At 39.9% G+C, this 18,508-nt stretch carries 17 protein-coding genes and 1 pseudogene; 15 read left to right on the plus strand and 3 right to left on the minus strand.

Annotation, left to right across the window (positions count from 1 at the left end):
* The first annotated feature begins 54 nt into the window (after positions 1–54).
* From ACQKKK_RS10265 to ACQKKK_RS10310, 10 genes and pseudogenes are all read left to right on the plus strand, one after another.
* A pseudogene (locus tag ACQKKK_RS10265) lies at positions 55–1,034 on the plus strand (RNA-guided endonuclease TnpB family protein).
* Positions 1,035–1,058: 24 nt separating this feature from the next.
* The gene (locus ACQKKK_RS10270; RefSeq protein WP_427616055.1) at positions 1,059–1,259 is read left to right on the plus strand and encodes a zinc ribbon domain-containing protein; all 201 of its coding nucleotides are present in this window, start codon (positions 1,059–1,061) and stop codon (positions 1,257–1,259) included.
* Positions 1,260–1,428: 169 nt separating this feature from the next.
* Entirely contained in the window at positions 1,429–1,989 is a 561-nt protein-coding gene (locus ACQKKK_RS10275; RefSeq protein WP_427616056.1) for a GNAT family N-acetyltransferase, read from the plus strand.
* Positions 1,990–2,179: 190 nt separating this feature from the next.
* Positions 2,180–2,614 carry a DMT family transporter gene (locus ACQKKK_RS10280; RefSeq protein ID WP_427616057.1) on the plus strand — a complete coding sequence of 145 codons (435 nt, stop codon included), beginning with the start codon at positions 2,180–2,182 and terminating at the stop codon, positions 2,612–2,614.
* 738 nt (positions 2,615–3,352) lie between these two features.
* Positions 3,353–4,990, plus strand: coding sequence for a peptide ABC transporter substrate-binding protein (locus tag ACQKKK_RS10285; protein WP_427616059.1), 1,638 nt, complete (start codon positions 3,353–3,355; stop codon positions 4,988–4,990).
* Positions 4,991–5,123: 133 nt separating this feature from the next.
* A complete protein-coding gene (locus ACQKKK_RS10290) occupies positions 5,124–6,053 on the plus strand; it encodes an ABC transporter permease (RefSeq protein ID WP_427616060.1) in 930 nt (309 codons plus the stop codon).
* The gene (locus ACQKKK_RS10295; RefSeq protein ID WP_376109882.1) at positions 6,053–6,982 is read left to right on the plus strand and encodes an ABC transporter permease; all 930 of its coding nucleotides are present in this window, start codon (positions 6,053–6,055) and stop codon (positions 6,980–6,982) included. The genes ACQKKK_RS10290 and ACQKKK_RS10295 overlap by 1 nt, the downstream gene beginning before the upstream one ends.
* Positions 6,983–7,031: 49 nt before the next feature.
* A complete protein-coding gene (locus ACQKKK_RS10300; RefSeq protein WP_427616212.1) occupies positions 7,032–8,045 on the plus strand; it encodes an ABC transporter ATP-binding protein in 1,014 nt (337 codons plus the stop codon).
* 13 nt (positions 8,046–8,058) lie between these two features.
* A complete protein-coding gene (locus ACQKKK_RS10305; RefSeq protein ID WP_427616061.1) occupies positions 8,059–9,051 on the plus strand; it encodes an ABC transporter ATP-binding protein in 993 nt (330 codons plus the stop codon).
* Between the two features lie 212 nt (positions 9,052–9,263).
* Entirely contained in the window at positions 9,264–10,118 is an 855-nt protein-coding gene (locus tag ACQKKK_RS10310; protein ID WP_427616062.1) for a crotonase/enoyl-CoA hydratase family protein, read from the plus strand.
* Between the two features lie 212 nt (positions 10,119–10,330).
* On the opposite strand, the gene ACQKKK_RS10315 is transcribed toward ACQKKK_RS10310, so the two are convergent.
* Both ACQKKK_RS10315 and ACQKKK_RS10320 read right to left on the minus strand, forming a co-directional pair.
* Entirely contained in the window at positions 10,331–10,531 is a 201-nt protein-coding gene (locus ACQKKK_RS10315) for a cold-shock protein (RefSeq protein WP_029714163.1), read from the minus strand.
* A 436-nt stretch (positions 10,532–10,967) separates the two neighbouring features.
* Positions 10,968–11,231 (minus strand): hypothetical protein, encoded by a 264-nt coding sequence (locus ACQKKK_RS10320; RefSeq protein ID WP_427616063.1) that lies wholly within the window; start codon positions 11,229–11,231, stop codon positions 10,968–10,970.
* 488 nt (positions 11,232–11,719) lie between these two features.
* On the opposite strand from ACQKKK_RS10320, the gene ACQKKK_RS10325 reads away from it, so the two are divergent.
* From ACQKKK_RS10325 to ACQKKK_RS10345, 5 genes are all read left to right on the plus strand, one after another.
* Positions 11,720–12,268, plus strand: coding sequence for a GNAT family N-acetyltransferase (locus ACQKKK_RS10325; RefSeq protein WP_427616064.1), 549 nt, complete (start codon positions 11,720–11,722; stop codon positions 12,266–12,268).
* Positions 12,269–12,496: 228 nt separating this feature from the next.
* Positions 12,497–13,954: a CoA-acylating methylmalonate-semialdehyde dehydrogenase gene (locus ACQKKK_RS10330; protein ID WP_427616065.1), complete on the plus strand. Its 1,458-nt coding sequence runs from the start codon at positions 12,497–12,499 to the stop codon at positions 13,952–13,954.
* A 78-nt stretch (positions 13,955–14,032) separates the two neighbouring features.
* Positions 14,033–15,373 carry an aspartate aminotransferase family protein gene (locus tag ACQKKK_RS10335; protein WP_427616066.1) on the plus strand — a complete coding sequence of 447 codons (1,341 nt, stop codon included), beginning with the start codon at positions 14,033–14,035 and terminating at the stop codon, positions 15,371–15,373.
* A gap of 440 nt (positions 15,374–15,813) precedes the next feature.
* Complete coding sequence (locus ACQKKK_RS10340) at positions 15,814–16,428, plus strand: NUDIX hydrolase (protein ID WP_427616067.1); 615 nt, start codon at positions 15,814–15,816, stop codon at positions 16,426–16,428.
* Positions 16,429–16,523: 95 nt separating this feature from the next.
* Positions 16,524–17,321: an endonuclease I family protein gene (locus tag ACQKKK_RS10345; RefSeq protein WP_427616068.1), complete on the plus strand. Its 798-nt coding sequence runs from the start codon at positions 16,524–16,526 to the stop codon at positions 17,319–17,321.
* Between the two features lie 63 nt (positions 17,322–17,384).
* Here the strand turns inward: ACQKKK_RS10345 and ACQKKK_RS10350 are convergent, their stop codons facing one another.
* Positions 17,385–18,443 carry a lactonase family protein gene (locus ACQKKK_RS10350; RefSeq protein WP_427616069.1) on the minus strand — a complete coding sequence of 353 codons (1,059 nt, stop codon included), beginning with the start codon at positions 18,441–18,443 and terminating at the stop codon, positions 17,385–17,387.
* Positions 18,444–18,508 lie beyond the last annotated feature (65 nt).

Consider the following 18,508-nt stretch of genomic DNA (forward strand, 5'->3'; position numbering starts at 1 on the left):
CTTTTGGCAAACGTACGTTCTCTGATTGATAATAACAATAAGGGGGTGAAATCAATGGTTGTAAACAAGGCTTATAAATTTCGAATCTATCCAACGAAAGAACAATTAGTTCTTATCAATAAAACGTTTGGCTGCTCTCGTTTTGTCTATAACTTCTTTTTAAGCAAACAAAATGACAAAGATGCTTACTGGTATATCTGTGAAGAAATGAAGCAAAACGGCCAATTACCCTCTAATGAATGGAAAGGCTCTTTTGTGAGTATATACGCAACAATCAAAGAACTTCCAGCTTTAAAGAAAGAGTATTCTTTCCTAAAAGAAGTAGACAGTATAGCCTTACAGAAATCAGTCGAAAATTTAGCAGATTCCTATAGTCGATATTATAAAAAACAAAACAAGTCACCACGCTTCAAATCGAAAAAGAATCCGGTCCAATCCTACACGACTAAACATACGAATGGAAATATCGGAATGATTGGAAACCAAATTAAATTGCCCAAACTCGGTCTCGTTCGTTTTGCTAAAAGCCGCGAGGTCGAAGGGCGAATCATCAATGCCACAATCAGGTGGAGCCCTTCGGGTAAATATTTCTTTTCCGTTTTAGCGGAAACCAATGTACAAGTACTTCCTAAAACGAATCGTTCGTGCGGTGTAGATCTTGGTTTGAAGTGCTTTGCGATTCTTTCAGATGGTACGGTCTATCAAAACCTAAAATTCTTCCGGTTGGTCGAAAAAAAATGGTCAAAGCACAACGGATTCTTTCAAGGCGACAAGAAATAGCCTTGAATCAAAATAAACCATTGGCTGAAGCCAAAAACTATCAAAAACAAAAACGAAAAGTGGCCATCCTATACGAAAAAATTTCAAATGTTCGAATGGATTACTTACATAAAGTCTCAACCGAAATCATCAAAAACCACGGTGTTATTGGAATGGAAGACTTGCAAGTGTCCAATATGATGAAAGATCACAAACTAGCTAAAGCGATTAGTGAAGTAGCTTGGTACCAATTCAAAAAAATGTTGGAATACTAAGCAAAATGGTATGGTAAACAAATCGTGACCGTATCTAAAACGTTTGCTTCTAGCCAATTGTGTTCTGGCTGTGGGTACCAAAATAAAGACGTTAAACATCTGAATCTTCGTGAATGGGATTGTCCTTCTTGTTCCTCTCACCACGATCGAGATATTAATGCAGGACTCAATCTAATGAATGAAGCCATAAGGCTTCTAACCGCAGGAACTAAGGGGATAGCCTAATTAAAAATTGGCCGATAGGCTAATGTTCTTAGGAATCCCCCACTTCAATCAGACCGTAAGGTCGATAAGTGGCGGGTAGTTCAACAAAAAGTATTGTTCTTTAAGACAGGTATCTCTTCTTCAGGAATAGAATTAGTAGACAGCTGAATATATACGGGGGGATTCTTCGATGGGTTTTAGGGAATTGGAAACAGAAAGGCTGCAGTTAATCGAAATAGGTCAACAGCATTCTAAGAGTCTGTTTGATATTTTGTCTAAAGATGAAGTGACCAAATATGATGGGATAGAAAGTTTAACTCATGTTGAAGATGCCCGCCGTTTAATCGACTCTTTTAAAAGTGCTTATATAAATAAACGGGGGATACGGTGGGGAGTTGTTGTGAAAGATTCAGGTGAATTCATTGGTACAGTTGGCCTGAATCAATTGAGCCTTGCCAACAAACGAGCTGAAATCGGGTATGAAATCCACCCTGAATATTGGAGGAAACGCTTTACGTCCGAGGCTGTCAACGAGGTATTACGCTATTCATTTGGAGAATTGAAACTAAACAGAATGGCCGCATTAACTTTCAAGGATAATTTTGCATCCAGAAACCTATTGAAGAAATTTGGTTTTAAAGAGGAAGGAATTCTTAGAAGTTATATATTTCTTCGGAAGCAATCGCATGATGCCCTGGTATTTTCCTTGTTAAGCACAGAATATAGTCAGTTACAACAGCAAAGCGTTTAGGATTCATTTTCAAAAAAGATGATATTAGATAGCAGCTGGCCAATAGTGCCAGTTTTTTAATTTAAAGAATGTTTCTCCACTTATAGATCATTTTAGATCAATCAGGGACAATATACATATTTTTCATGCTAAAATTAGAAAAGGGATTCATTAATCAGTCCGGATGGACATAAAAAGGAGCGTAATCATTGTGAAGATATTATTTCCGTTGCTTGCGGTCCTAGGTGGCATTACCATTGCCATCCAAGGACAAATCAATGGTGGATTAGGAAAAAAAGTAGGGATCATTGAAGCCTCATTCATTTCGTTTGCAATCGGCACACTCGCTTTATTATTTATTGTTTTGTTTGCAGGAAACGGAAATATTTCTGCCATTGCGACTGTACCTAAATGGCAATTGATAGGCGGCCTTCTAGGGGCTGTTTATGTCATTGTTATAATATTGGTTATCCCTCAGATTGGAGTGGCCCCTGCATTGGTTGGGGTTATCGCAGGCCAGATACTGATTGGGGCCGTCATTGACCATTTCGGTTTATTTGGCGGGGTTCGCATCCCATTGGATACGAAAAAGGTTGCAGGCATATGTTTACTTTTCGTGTCATTATATTTATTTAATCATAAATGAGATGGTGTAAGGGCCATAATTGTACCAATCGATATGATATGGGATTTGAATAGTGAATTTAGTTGAGAACCATTAAAATATTGCTATTCCCCAAAAGTGATTACCCATTATGTGGAATGAGATTTAAAAGAACTCGATATTTTTTTTAGTGGATGTATTATTCTACTAAAATTTATCATTTAACTGGAATCGGTTTGCAGGAAAGTGCTCTTAGCAATCGATTCCCTTTTAATTATTTGAATATTAGGGAAATGATATCACCATAAGACGAGCGAACATATATGGATACTGGAATTAGAGAGTGTGGAAAAACCACAAGATGTCGGTAGTCATTTTATATTTATTAGGGTTTTCCATTCTTTTTACCTATTATCTAGATCGAATTGATTAGCAAATAATTACTATGTTGTGAAAAAGTACTCACCGGTTTATTGATTTTTCGGTTTATTCGTAATATACTTAAAATTCAACATCTTTAATTCGAGGCATAGTACCCTTAGCGAGGTTGGAAAGAGGGTGATTTTTAACTAGTAAACTGCATTAATTGGTTTTTTTAGGAAGATTCACAGGTTTATGCAAACGGTTCGCTAGTTGTTTTCGGTGAATTCCTGCAATGAATGCTTCTAACTTTCCTCGCTGATATTCAGAATGTACTATACCAAGAATTAATGGGTGGTATAAGGATAATCTCTTAAATGGGAATATTCGAAGAAAGATTAAAGATAGGGGGAATATTTTTTGAAAAAGTCTAAATTTTCAGTGCTTGCCCTTCTTATGGCCATCATGCTTATACTTGCGGCATGCAACGGCGGTTCGAAGGAAACCTCGAATGATGAAAAAGAAGGTGGCTCGGGTGACTCAACCAAATCAAAAGTATTAAACGTAAACAACTCAAGTGAACCTGGTTCGCTTCACCCTGCCAATGCCCAAGGTACTCATGAATCATGGATCCTTGAACATACGTTTGAAGGATTGACCAAGAAAACAGAAGAAGGCAAAATCGTCCCTGGTGCTGCAGAAAAATGGGATATCAGTGAAGATGGATTAAAATGGACATTTAAATTGAAAGATGGTTTGAAATGGTCAAATGGAGACCCGCTTACAGCTAATGACTTCGAATATGCTTGGAAATATGCTTTGAAACCAGAAACTGCTGCTGATTATGCTTACCAGCTTTATTATCTTAAAGGCGGGGAAGCTTACAACAGTAAAAAAGGCAAGGAAGAGGATGTAGGAGTAAAGGCAACGGATGACCTTACGTTAGAGGTTACATTGGAACAGCCTACACCATATTTTCTTGATTTGACTTCTTTCTATACTTTCTACCCGATCGATAAAAAGGTACAGGAAGAAAATCCGAAATGGGCTTTGGATGCCAAAACACATGTATCAAACGGTCCGTTCAAGTTAACGGAGTGGAAACATAAAGAAAGCCTAAAAATCGAAAAGAATGAAAATTACTATGATAAAGACAAAATCAAATTGGATGCTGTTAATTTTGCTCTAATTGAAGATGAAAATACTGCATGGCAAATGTATCAGAGTGGCGAATTGGACATCGCTTATCCACTGCCGGTGGACGTGCAAGGGCAATTGGTTAATTCTGGAGACAAAGAATTCAAAAATGGCGCAGAACTTGCTGTTTACTATTACAACTTTAATACGAAAGTAAAACCTTTCAATAATGCAAAAGTAAGGAAAGCGCTATCAATGGCGATCGAACGTAAAAAAATTACGGAAAATGTTGCTCAGGGTGGTCAAAAGCCTGCATTTGGAGTAATCCCTCCGGGTATTCCTGATGCATCTGGAGATTTCCAGGAGAATACAGGTGACTTGTTTAAGGAAGATGTTGCCGAAGCCAAGAAATTGTTAAAAGAAGGTCTTGCTGAAGAAGGTATGAAAGAATTACCTAATTTTTCAATTTTGTATAATACATTAGATTCCCATAAGAAAATCGCTGAAGCCGTTCAAGGAATGTGGCGCGATAACCTAGGGGTTGAAGTGACACTTGAAAATGCTGAATTCCAAGTTAAGCTTGACCGTGAAAAAGCTGGCGACTTTGAAATTTCCCGTGCCGGGTGGGTTGGTGACTATGTTGACCCAATGACCTTCATGCTTTGGGAAACAGACGGTGCCTATAATGATGCAGGTTGGTCCAACAAAGAATATGATAATTTATTAAATAAGGCAAAATCTACGATGGAACCAAAAGAACGCATGGCTGCTTTACATAAAGCAGAGGAAGTTCTGATTGAAGATATGCCAATCCTTCCGGTGTACTTCTACACAAAACCATATATGGTTAAAGCGAATGTTACTGGAGTTTATGCACCGATTAATGCTTATCCGAACTTTATTTACGCGGATAAAAAATAAGAGAAGGAAAAAAGTGAAATGGGAGGTATGTCCGATTAAGGACATACCCCATTTTTCAATTGCGAATTTGAATATTTCATGAATTCATTTCCGTTTTCAACTCCTTAGAAAATCGATGATTGGGGTGATTACCATGTTGAGATATACATTAAACCGTTTTAAATGGGCGTTTATTACTTTATGGGCGGTTATTACATTAACGTTCATCATAATGCATACGATTCCGGGAAATCCATTTGCGAAAGAAGGAGCAATGCCTCCTGCAGTTTATGAAAACCTTCAAGTCCACTATGGATTGGACAAGCCGTTATTGACCCAATATGGGAATTATTTATTGGAAGTCGTTCAATTCGATTTTGGTCCATCATTGAAATCCTCATCCATTTCTGTGAATGATTACATTTTGAAGGGATTTCCAGTGTCGTTGCACTTAGGGGCACAAGCATTGGTGATTGCCATCTTCTTTGGGCTAATTTTGGGTGTAGTGGCTTCACTGAAAAGAAATAAATGGCCCGACTATTTATCAATGGTCATTGCCATCGTAGGGATCTCTGTTCCGAACTTTATCTTGGCGACTATTTTAATCAATTATTTCGCAATAAAATGGCATATATTCCCTGTTGCTACGTGGGCGACATGGCAGCATACCATTTTACCATCCATTGCCCTGTCAATGATGCCTCTTGCTTTCATCGCCAGATTGATGCGGACAAGCATGCTTGAAGTAATGGGACAGGATTACATTTTGACTGCAAAGGCCAAAGGATTAAAACGGAGCGGTGTCATAATCAAACATGCTATTCGGAATGCGTTATTGCCGATTATCACGATTCTAGGTATCCTGACGGCTAATATCGTTACAGGAAGCTTCATCATTGAACGTATTTTTGGTATTCCGGGCATGGGAGATATGTTCGTTAAGGGAATATCCAACCGAGACTACCCGGTCATTCTTGGTTCCACAATTGTGTATAGTGCAGTGCTTATTCTATTGATATTCATCGTTGATATAGCCTACACGTTGATTGATCCAAGAATTAAAGTGACGGGGGAGAAGAGATAATGGCAGATAAAGTGCATTTAACCGAAGATATGTTCCAACCCGCTGAAGGAAACTTTAAGGAAGCTGAAAAAATTGCCAGACCAACAGTTTCATATTGGTCTGACGTCTGGCGTCGTTTTAAAGAAAATAAGCTGGCAATGACGGGATTCGTGCTTATTATCCTTTTGGTCTTACTGGCGATTTTTGGTCCATATATTAACGGGTATACTTATTATGGACAAGATTTCGAGAAAAAGAATCTTAGTCCAAATGCCGAGCATTGGTTTGGAACGGATTCTTCAGGAAGGGATTTATTTACGCGAGCTTGGTATGGTGCGAGGATATCATTGTTCATTGGATTGATGGCTGCGCTGATTGACTTCTTGATTGGTGTCCTTTATGGCGGGATTTCAGCCATTCGTGGCGGACGCACAGATAATATTATGATGCGGTTTGCTGAAGTGATCTATGCAATCCCTTACCTATTGATGGTTATCTTAATGATGGTCGTATTAAAACCTGGTATTCTGCCGATCATCATTGCGATGTCGATTACAGGGTGGATTCCCATGGCGCGACTAGTAAGGGGGCAGGTCTTGCAACTTAAAGAGAATGAATATATCCATGCAGCAACCATCTCTGGAGCCAATACGAGCTGGACTTTAAGAAAACACATGATTCCAAATACAATGGGACCGATCCTGGTCAATTTAACGTTGACTGTACCCACTGCGATTTTTGCCGAAGCTACACTAAGCTTTTTGGGACTAGGAGTGCCAGCGCCTCAAGCAAGCTGGGGAACATTGACAAGTGATGCACTGGGAAGCATTTTGGTGGGAAACTTCTATCAACTTTTAATCCCGGCAATATTGATTTCCTTAACAATGTTCGCGTTCAATGTGGCTGGTGACGGACTGCAGGATGCCCTAGATCCAAAACTGCGGAAATAAAAGAGTCCTAACATAAAGATTTGATATTACTAGAATAGGAGGGACGATGATGGAGAACCTATTAGAAGTCAACGATTTACACATCACCTTCCATACTTATGCAGGAAAAGTGCAAGCAGTTCGCGGCGTGAACTTTGAAGTGAAAAAAGGGGAAGCCGTTGCCATTGTTGGAGAGTCCGGATGCGGCAAAAGTGTTACTGCGAAATCCATCATGAGATTATTGGAAACACCTCCAGCAGAGTATGGAAAAGGGTCAATAAACTTTGGCGGTAAAGATCTTATTAAAATGAGTGAAAAGGAAATGCAGAAGATTCGCGGAAATGAAATCAGCATGATTTTTCAGGATCCAATGACTTCGCTCAATCCAACGACAAAAATTGGCAGCCAAATCATGGAGGGTATTTTAAAGCATAATAAAAATATGTCCCGAAAAGATGCATATGAACGGGCGTTGGAAACGCTTAAACTGGTAGGTATTCCTCAGCCGGAAAAAAGGATGCAACAATATCCACATGAGTTTTCAGGTGGTATGCGCCAAAGGGCAATGATAGCAATGGCCCTAGCTTGTGAACCGAAATTGCTAATTGCGGATGAACCTACAACGGCATTGGATGTAACGATACAAGCGCAAATTTTGGAACTGATGAAAGATATCCAACGTAGAATGGATACTTCCATCATTTTAATCACTCATGATTTAGGTGTGGTTGCGGAAACTTGTGAACGGGTAGTCGTCATGTATGCAGGCAAGGTTGTGGAGACGGGTACAGTAGAAGCTATATTTTCAAACCCACAGCATCCATATACAAGGGGCCTGCTTAAAACGGTGCCAAGGCTGGATATGGAAAAAACGGCTCCGTTGGTTCCCATTATCGGTTCACCACCGGATTTATTGGATCCGCCAAAAGGATGCCCATTTTATCCAAGATGTGAATCCGCAATGAAAGTGTGCAAAGACCATGATCCGGAACTTGAAGCAGTGAAAGAGGGTCAGACAGCTGCATGCTGGCTGCACCATCCAATGGCAAAGGCAACACAGGTACAAGCACCGACTAATGTATAAAGGAGGAGAACCAATGGTTTCACTAAAAAATAAGTTAGTAAAAGAAAAGACAGTCAACGAAAATTCTCCTCTTGTTGAAATAAAGAATCTGAAGAAGTATTTTCCCGTTGGTTCTCAGACGCTGAAAGCGGTAGATGGTTTGGATCTCAAAATCTATCCGGGGGAAACTGTCGGTCTTGTTGGTGAAAGCGGTTGTGGTAAATCGACTGCAGGGCGTACAATCACGAGGTTATATGAACCGACAGATGGCGAAGTTCTTTTTCAGGGGAAAAATATTTTCGATTACAAACCGGGGGAAATGTCCCATATCCGCCGTGAAATACAAATGATTTTCCAAGATCCATACGCTTCCTTGAACCCAAGGATGAAGGTGGAGGAATTGATTGGGGAACCACTTGCCATTCATGGGATATCAAAAGGTAAAGAGAGAAGAAAAAGGGTGGAAGACCTATTAAAGCTGGTTGGTTTAAGTCCAGAACATATCACCCGTTTTCCGCATGAATTCAGCGGTGGTCAACGCCAGCGTATTGGAATTGCAAGGGCTTTGGCTTTAAATCCTAAATTCATCGTTTGTGATGAACCGATTTCTGCCCTGGATGTTTCGATACAAGCTCAAGTGGTTAACTTATTAAAAGAGCTACAAAAAGAAATGGGCTTGACCTATTTATTCATCGCGCATGATTTATCGATGGTCAAGTATATTTCAGATCGCATTTTAGTCATGTACCTTGGAAGGATGATGGAACTTTCGGATAGTGATTCTTTAACGAAAGATCCGCTACATCCATATACGCAAGCCTTGCTTTCTGCAGTACCGATTCCGGATCCCACTATTAAACGGGAAAGAGTTGTACTTAAAGGCGATGTACCAAGTCCGATAAATCCGCCGAGCGGCTGTGTATTCCGGACTCGCTGCCCTAAAGCGATGGAGATATGCTCCAGTACAGCACCTGAATGGAAAGAACAAAAACCGGGACATTTCGTAGCTTGTCATTTATATTGGTAAACAAAAAAACCAGTTGCGTTTGCGACTGGTTTTTTTTACATATTTATGTAAAATATTTTTTGATATAAGTGGTATCTTGAAGAATAAATTATTTTATCAGTATGTCAAAATAAATAACTAGGAATCTGAAAATAAAAGATATAAAATGTAATTATATGTAAAATTAAATAATTGTTTCTTGTACCAATTTGTGAGAGAAGGAGGGATTGATATTGTATTCCACGATAACTAGTGAAATCGTCGATCGTGTCATGATAATTACTCTTAATCGTCCTGAAAGAATGAATGCTTTCAATGAAAAGATGTGTGAGGAGATGATTCTTGCTTTAGATGAAGCGGATGAAAATGATGACGTACGAGCCGTAATTTTAACTGGCGCTGGGGATGCTTATTGTGCTGGAATGGATTTGGAGAAAGGTGCAGAAACCTTTATGGATCACACCCCTTTGGTTGAATACCGCGATGCAGGGGGGATGTTGTCATTACGGATTTTTGAGATGAAGAAACCCATGATAGCAGCCATTAATGGAGCGGCAGTTGGGATTGGGATAACAATGACTTTGCCTATGGACATTAGAATCGCTTCAACAGATGCAAAAATGGGTTTTGTATTTGCGAGGAGAGGGATAACGATGGAAGCATGCAGCGGTTGGTTCTTACCTAGGCTTGTCGGAATGGGTAAAGCTTCCGAATGGATTTTTACCGGCAGAATGATTTCGGCCAGTGAAGCATATGAGGGAAGATTGGTAAATAAGATCGTCGAGCCGGATGAATTGATGTCTGCTGCAATGGAAATTGCAGCAGACATTGCGGAAAATACATCATCCGTCTCGGTGACGTTATCCCGCCAGTTAATGTGGAGCATGCTCGGTGCAAACCATCCTGTTGAATCACATAAAATAGAATCGAAAATGATTCATTGGACCGGAAAACAAGCGGATGCACAAGAAGGGATCGAAGCCTTCCTGGAAAAAAGGAAAGCTGATTTCAAAATGAAAAGCAGCTCAGATATGCCCCCGTTTTATCCTTGGGGAACGGATCGAACATATGAAGTGGATAAGAAATGAATGGTAGGGTCAAAGCCTAGGAAAGTGCGTGATAATTTTTACTTTTCGGATAAATTAGGGTTTCGTTTCTTAGTGTGTTATACTGTGTTTACCATTTACTAAACTTGTTTCATGTTCCCCTATTCACTGTGAATAGGGGTTTTTTAATTATTGCGATTCAATCAAAAAAAACAGACTCTACAAGTAGAGTCCGTTATATATTGTATTTAAAATTATGCTTTTTGAACGTTAGTAGCTTGGGGTCCACGTTGACCTTGCTCAACTTCAAAAGTAACTTCTTGACCTTCGTCTAATGATTTGAATCCTTCGCTTTGGATAGCTGAGAAATGTACGAATACATCGTCTCCGTTTTCGCGTTCGATGAAGCCAAATCCTTTTTCTGCGTTAAACCATTTTACTTTACCTTGTTCCATTGTTGTTGCCTCCTAGTGTGAATCCACACATTGTGTTACTACCCTTGCTCAATCATTAGACGAAAAGTGTTTCACTTATCAATCTTCCCGAACAAAAATAATTCTTTTTAAATATAACAGATAATGTCGGAATCTGCAAGCAAACAAAGCAAGATTATTTATAATGCACAGATGTTAAAAAATTGTTAATACCTTTTTTTGTAATCAAGTAAATTTGTTGAAGGGTTTTTTACCATTAAGATAGTTCATTAAATTTGGCATGAAAATACTGAATAAGCCGTTGGTCGTAAAAATTCCGTATTTCCGGATGACATTTCCCATAATGGGATACTCTCTGGAAGTGGCTCCATTTCAAACACATCAAGTTAGGCACCGGCAATATCTTTGTCCTTAAGGTCTTGAAGCAATTCGTCTTGAATTACGATATTTCCTCTGCCTAAATAAATGAAAAACGAAGGGTTTCATTAGTTGGAATTCGTTTTTCCCGAACATATTCCGTGTTTCCGGGGTCAGTCGGAATGTCACGCCAATATAATCGCACCCAGGAAGAAGGCATTAAATTTTTTTTGTGTGAACATCTCATCGACAAATTCTTCAGATTTACCGGTGCATTCTTAATGCGGTCATGGCAAAAGCCTTGCAATTTCAGCGGTTTCTTTTCCGACTTTTTCAACACCGATGATTCCGATGGTCTTTTCATGAATTTCCTGCTTCTTATTTGCGTGATGCCAAGCCTTTTCTGCTGTTGCTTATAAGGCAAGCATTAACAAGAAAAATGGTTTCTGGAATGGGGGTAGGCATGGACGCCATTTGCAGTTGTAATCTGCACATTCTTTTGTTCTAAGCTTTCCAGGGGTAAAGCATTCACTCCGGAACTTCATGTCTGGATCCTTTTATTTCGCTTGTGTCAATTGATTCAGACATTTCCTTTTTCCAGCCTGCGATCTTATATGATCCTTCCAAATTTCCGGAGATCTTCAGGAGATCATAGTCCACTCAGGTACCAATTTTTTAACTCTCTGTAATAAAGGTCCATTCAAGTTATGGCTTTTTATGAGTTTTCTTGGCATGAACATGCCCTTGGCTAATTTTCTGATTTATATAAGTTACAATAAAATTTCAATTGGGAACAGTGATTGCTTTACAATCTTGCTATAATACAAATAATTAATGGAATGGGGTGTAATCATGAACGTGAAAGATATATATGGACAGCTGCCTACTATAGAATCAAAACGTTTAGTTATGAGGAAAGTCACCATGAATGATGCCGAAGACATGTTCGCTTATGCATCGAATAGTGATGTTTCCCGTTTCGTCACATGGGAAGCCCATCGTTCCCTATGTGATACAAGGGATTTTATCCGATTTGTATTACAGAATTATGAGGATAAGAAAATCGCTCCATGGGGAATACAATACAAGGAAAGTGGTAAGTTGATTGGTACTATTGACTTTGTTTCATGGCAGGCTGATCATCATAGAGCTGAAATTGGGTATGTGCTGGCACCAGAATATTGGGGGAAGGGCTTGATGACGGAGGCAGCCAAAAAGATAATCGAATTTGGTTTCGATAATATGAACCTTGTCCGAATACAAGCACGCTGCTTCGTAGGGAATTTGGGTTCGGAGCGAGTCATGCAAAAGGCTGGAATGTCTTTTGAGGGAATCATAAGGAAAGGGATGTTTGTTAAAGGGAAGCATGAGGATCTAAAGTTATACTCCATTATTAAATGATGATTTGAAAGCCTGCTGATTAAAGGGAAAGTAAAAGGTTAAAAGCGGATTTTACATGAGTATTGACAGGGGTAATTTCTTTTCATGATTATATGAATATAGGAAAATCGAAATCAAACAATATGTGCAAATATTGAATCAAAAACTATACAAAACGTCTAATGTAAAAAGCCCGTTTGAAAAATATAATAAAACTATGAAATTGTGTTGAAATGGAGGGTTTCTTTAATGACAGTTATCAATGATGTAGAAACGTTGAAAAATTATATCGGTGGCAAGTGGGTGAATTCCACAACATCGAAACATGAAGAAGTGCCTAATCCGGCAACAGGAGAAGCTTTGGCAATCGTACCCCTTTCCACAAAGGATGATGTCGACCAGGCGGTGCAGGTTGCTAAAAAGGCGTATAAAGAATGGAAAAAGGTGGCCGTGCCAAAAAGAGCGCGCTTCTTATTCCGTTACCAGCAATTATTGATAGAACATTGGGATGAACTTGCAAAGCTGGTCACGATCGAAAATGGAAAAAGTTATACGGAAGCATATGGTGAGGTTCAACGTGGTATTGAATGCGTGGAATTCGCTGCAGGTGCGCCTACCTTGATGATGGGCAGTCAGCTTCCTGATATATCCCCTGGAATTGAATCTGGCATGTATCGTTATCCAATGGGTGTCGTTGCAGGGATTACGCCATTTAATTTCCCAATGATGGTTCCCTGTTGGATGTTCCCGCTTGCCATAGCCTGTGGAAATACGTTTATCTTAAAACCTTCAGAACGGACACCGCTCTTAGCTAACCGCCTTGTAGAATTACTGACGGAAGCCGGCATACCGGATGGTGTTGTCAATATTGTCCATGGTGCCCACGATGTCGTGAATGGGATTTTGGAGCATGAAGACATTAAAGCGATATCATTTGTTGGATCCCAGCCTGTAGCAGAGTATGTATACAAAACGGCAGCTGCCAATAAAAAACGTGTCCAGGCTTTATCAGGAGCGAAAAATCATTCAATCGTCATGCCTGATGCGGATTTGGATAATGCGGTAACGAACATAACGAATGCCGCCTTCGGATCAGCAGGCGAGCGTTGCATGGCCGCGTCGGTGGTTGTTGCGGTGGGAGAAGTGGGAGATTTGCTCGTTGAGAGATTAAAGGCTGCAGCCGATGACATCAAGATTGGTAATGGAATGGATAAGGACGTTTTCTTGGGCCCTGTGATCCGTGATACTCATAAAAAGAGAACAGAACAATATATTGAAATCGGGGAAAAAGAAGGAGCTGTTCTCCTTCGTGATGGCAGGAATGAAGGCGATCAGGAAAATGGCTATTATGTTGGACCGACATTATTTGATCATGTAAAAACTAACATGAAAATATGGAAGGATGAAATTTTTGCCCCTGTTTTATCCATAGTAAGGGTTAATACGCTTGAAGAAGCAATCGATTTGACCAATCAATCCGAATTTGCCAATGGTGCCTGCCTCTATTCGGATAGTGCAAAAGCCATCCGGGAATTTCGTGAAGAAATTGATGCAGGGATGCTTGGTGTTAACCTTGGCGTACCCGCCCCTATGGCATTCTTTCCTTTTTCCGGCTATAAAAGTTCATTTTATGGAGACCTTCATGCCAATGGGAAGGACGGCGTGGAATTTTACACTAGAAAGAAAATGTTAACGGCAAGATACTGATAGGAAAAAGGGGTCGACGCAATTTGTGGTCGGCCTTCCTTTATACCTTTATTCACTATTATAGGAGGAGTGTGGCATATGCCGGTTGAAAAACAGGGTCAGGATCTTAAAACGATGGATGGCAAATATGTATGGCATCATATGAAAGGGGCTGAACCAAACCCTGGGACAATGGTGGTCCAAAAAGGGCAAGGAGCATGGATTACGGATGTTGATGGGAATCGTTTCCTAGATGGGATGTCAGGTTTATGGTGTGTCAACGTAGGATATGGTCGCACGGAGTTGGCCGAAGCAGCCTACGAGCAGTTGAAAGAGCTTCCATATGCCCCTTTAACGAACAGCCACATTCCGGCTATTAAGCTAGCAGAGAAGTTAAATGAATGGCTGGGTGGGGATTATGTGATTTTCTTCTCTAACAGCGGTTCAGAAGCAAATGAGACAGCTTTTAAAATTGCTCGGCAGTACCATCAGCAAAAAGGTGAACATGGACGTTATAAATTCATTTCCCGTTATCGAGGTTATCATGGCAATTCAATGGGGGCACTGGCAGCTACCGGGCAGGCACAACGAAAGTTTAAATATGAACCACTCGCCCCTGGGTTTCTTCATGTATCACCGCCGGATTCATACCGAAATCCAGAGGATGAAAGCGGTGAAAAAAGTGCGGCGGAAATTGACCGTACCATTACGTGGGAGTTGGGAGAAACGGTGGCCGCGGTAATCATGGAACCGATCATCACTGGAGGCGGGATCCTGATGCCACCTGATGGATATATGAAACGGGTAAAAGAAATTTGTGAGAAAAATGGTGTCCTTCTCATTTCGGATGAGGTCATTTGCGGGTTTGGCCGTACTGGAAAGAAATTCGGATTTATGAATTATGATGTAAAACCGGACATCGTAACAATGGCTAAAGGAATCACTAGCGCTTACCTGCCATTATCCGCTACAGCCGTCAAACGAGAAGTTTATGAAGCGTACATTGGTTCAGATGAATATGATCGCTTTCGACATGTAAATACATTTGGTGGCAATCCAGCTTCCTGTGCCCTTGCTTTAAAGAATATTGAAATATATGAAAATGAAAAACTAATAGAACGGTCTAAAGACTTAGGGCTTCGTTTTCTGCAGGAGTTTGAAGAAATCAAATCTCATCCTAATGTTGGGGATGTACGTGGGAAAGGTTTGTTGATAGGGATTGAACTAGTGGAAGATAAACAGACAAAACGACCGATCGATCTTTCTAAAATCAATAAAGTGATTACGTCATGCAAAGAAAAAGGGCTGATCATAGGTAAAAATGGTGATACAGTAGCAGGCTTCAATAATGTCCTGACACTTGCTCCCCCATTAAGTATCACCGAAGAGGATTTCTTATTCATCGTAACGACTGTAAAGCGAACACTAACAGAACTATAATAAAAAAACTCCAGAATAAAATAGGTGGCCTTGAAATACGTTTTCTGAAAATCCAGTATTTAAATAGCAGGAAGATTTCCTTTTAAATGAGGATGCTGCGTTTAGTTTTAGCACTGTTCAGAAATATTGAACGGTGCTTTTATTTATAGTTAAAGGTCCGAGTATAAAGCGGAATAAACCACTAAAAGTCTGTAATTTGTCCATACATAAATTAGCTTGTCCCATAGGCTAAATATAGATTTAATTCCATTACATAGATATAAAAAGGCTATATGAAATTACAGATACAGAGAATAAGAGAGATATGACGAATTAAAGGGAACATTGTGGAATCGTTTTCCTTGCTTAGTTATCGAGGATGTTTGAAAATGGAATGATAATGAGTGGTTGAAAATACCAATTTCATATTGTCAATATTAACGTCAGAAGAGGTGTGGGACATGAAAAATGAAGATATAACAAAAAAACTCATATTACATAACCCTGAAATTTTAGGTAGTGAGAATTTTTCAAAGTATGCTGTATTGGTACCGCTTATAGAAAAAGAAGATGGAGTACATGTTCTTTTTGAAGAGCGCTCACACACACTAAGGAGGCAGCCGGGGGATATTTGTTTTCCAGGCGGGAAAATAGACAAGTTGGACCATGATGAACAATCGGCTGCCCTAAGGGAAACACATGAGGAACTAGGTTTAAAAAAAGAAGATATCTATAATGTCTTTCCAATTGATTATTTGGTATCCCCTTTTGGGATGATTGTATATCCCTATGCAGGATTTGTTCGTAACCATCAACGGATAATACCTAATCCAGCTGAGGTAGAAACCATTTTTAGTGTACCGCTTTCCTTTTTCATGGAAAAACCGCCAGAGATCTATCATGTGAAATATAAAATAGAACCACATGAAAACTTCCCCCAAGATTTAATCGTTGGCGGGGAGAATTATAAATGGCAGCCAAAACAAATGGAAGAATATTTTTACTTATATAATGATCGAGTAATCTGGGGAATGACAGCGAAAATCCTTACCCATTTTATAGAAATTCTTCGTTAGACACTTCTAAAGCACCTTTTTTTCTCAATGGATTTCTATTAAACTTAAATTATGGTAAAAGTTAGGTTTTTAATAGAATCGGGGGGGATGAGTGGATGAAGAATAGTTTTGAAATACTTGAAAAAGAACGGGAAATGGCAATGGCTGCGCTTGTGAACTTCAATGAAAACCGCGAATACTACGATGAAATCAAAGATCAGGAACTTAAGCGAGTATATTATCAAGATGGTTCCTTGGACCGAGAAGGATTGAAGAAACTACTAGTAGCAACCCATAAAAACCAGCTGAACTACTCACCACATCGTTATGTTTACCCTTGGGTTGACCTACAGGAAAATGGCAAGCTGAAAAGTCTATATTCCGGTAAAGGAATGGATCCTGTGGAAGTCATTGAGGAAGATATCCGTATACTTGAAGTGTTGTCAAAAGGGATTGAATCAACGGAGAGGGAGAACATGCTCGTTAATTGTGAACATGTTGTACCTCAATCATGGTTCAATAAAAAAGAACCGATGAGGGGGGATTTGCACCATCTGTTCGCCTGCGAACCAACTTGTAACAGTAGCCGGGGTAACAATCCATACCATGATTTTGAGGATTATATCCCAGAAGCATCGGCTGCCGGAATAAAAGCGGGTTGCGGGAAATCAGACGAAGGTAAATTCGAACCTGAATACGGCAAAGGCATCGTAGCGAGGGCTACCATGTATTTTTTACTTAGATATGAGGGAATCATCGATAGCGGCAAAATTAACCTGGCCCTGCTTATGGAGTGGCACCGGCTTTTTCCGGTCAGCACTTATGAAAAACATAGAAACCTGGCTATACATGAGATTCAGGGTAATCGAAACCCATTTATAGATTTCCCCGAAATGGCGGAGAAATGGAGTTAAAGAAGGATTTATAAAAAAGGATTGAAGCTGTGGTAAAAGCTTCAATCCTTTTTTATGAGAGATCTAAAGGAATTTCACACAAACAGGGAAGGGAACTTGAACATCTTTTTGCAATAATGTTAATTTTCCGTCCTGTTCATTCCGTGCATATAGTGTCAGGTTTCCTGATTGTTCATTGGAAGCGATCAGGAATTTTCCGCTAGGGTCTAATGAAAAATCACGTGGCCAATGCCCTTCGGAATTGACCAGTTCCACAAATGCCAGTTTGCCTGTTTCTTGATTGATTTGGTAAACGGCTATACTATCATGTCCGCGGTTTGCGGCATATACGAATTGCCCGTCATCAGAAACATGGATGGCGCTTCCTTGGTTATTTTCCTTGAAATCTTCCGGGACGGACCGAACCGTTTGTACTTCAGAAAAGCTCCCGGCTTGACTATCGAAGGTCAAAACAATGACTTCTGGTACAAGCTCTGCCATAACATACGCAAATTTTCCGTTTGGATGGAAGGTCAAATGCCGTGGTCCGCTGCCGGGAGCAACAGATAAGCTGTTTACTTCTTCCAAAACCCCATTATCTATTTTATAGGTTATTACTTTATCTATTCCGAGGTCGACTGCAGCAATGAACCTTTCATCCGGTGTGAACCCGGCGAAGTGAGTGTGCGCTTTTTCCTGACGTTCTTCATTAGGTCCTTGACCCTCATGCTGAACAGTGGATGAAACGGACAAAGGGGTCGCATCGTCATGAAGCGGATATGATTCAATCACGCCTTCTCCATAACTGGATGTGACCAATACCTGTTTCTTGCTGTCGACACTTATATGGCAGGAAGAACCATTGGGTGTTAGTTGTTTGCCCAAGTAGGTAAGCTCACCTGAATCTTCATTAATCGAGTAGGCTGAAACACCACCACTACCCGCTTCTTTTAAAATGGCGTATAGATTCTTCTTGTCCTGGCTTATGGCGATATAAGTCGGATCGGTTAATTCAGCTGCAAGTACCGGTGTACTGAGTTTTCCTTCTGTTGTATCTAAAGTGAAGCGGTAAATACCTTTGCTATTTCCTTTTGAGTAAGTTCCTATGTATCCAATTATGGTTTGTTGATCATGTTTTGCCATATTTATCTCCTCCAAGAAAGATTTGTGTTTAATTTTATTTTAACATAGATGATACCCATTATATC

It is taken from the genome of Peribacillus sp. NPDC006672 (assembly GCF_050274955.1).
Classification (GTDB): Bacteria; Bacillota; Bacilli; order Bacillales; family DSM-1321; genus Peribacillus.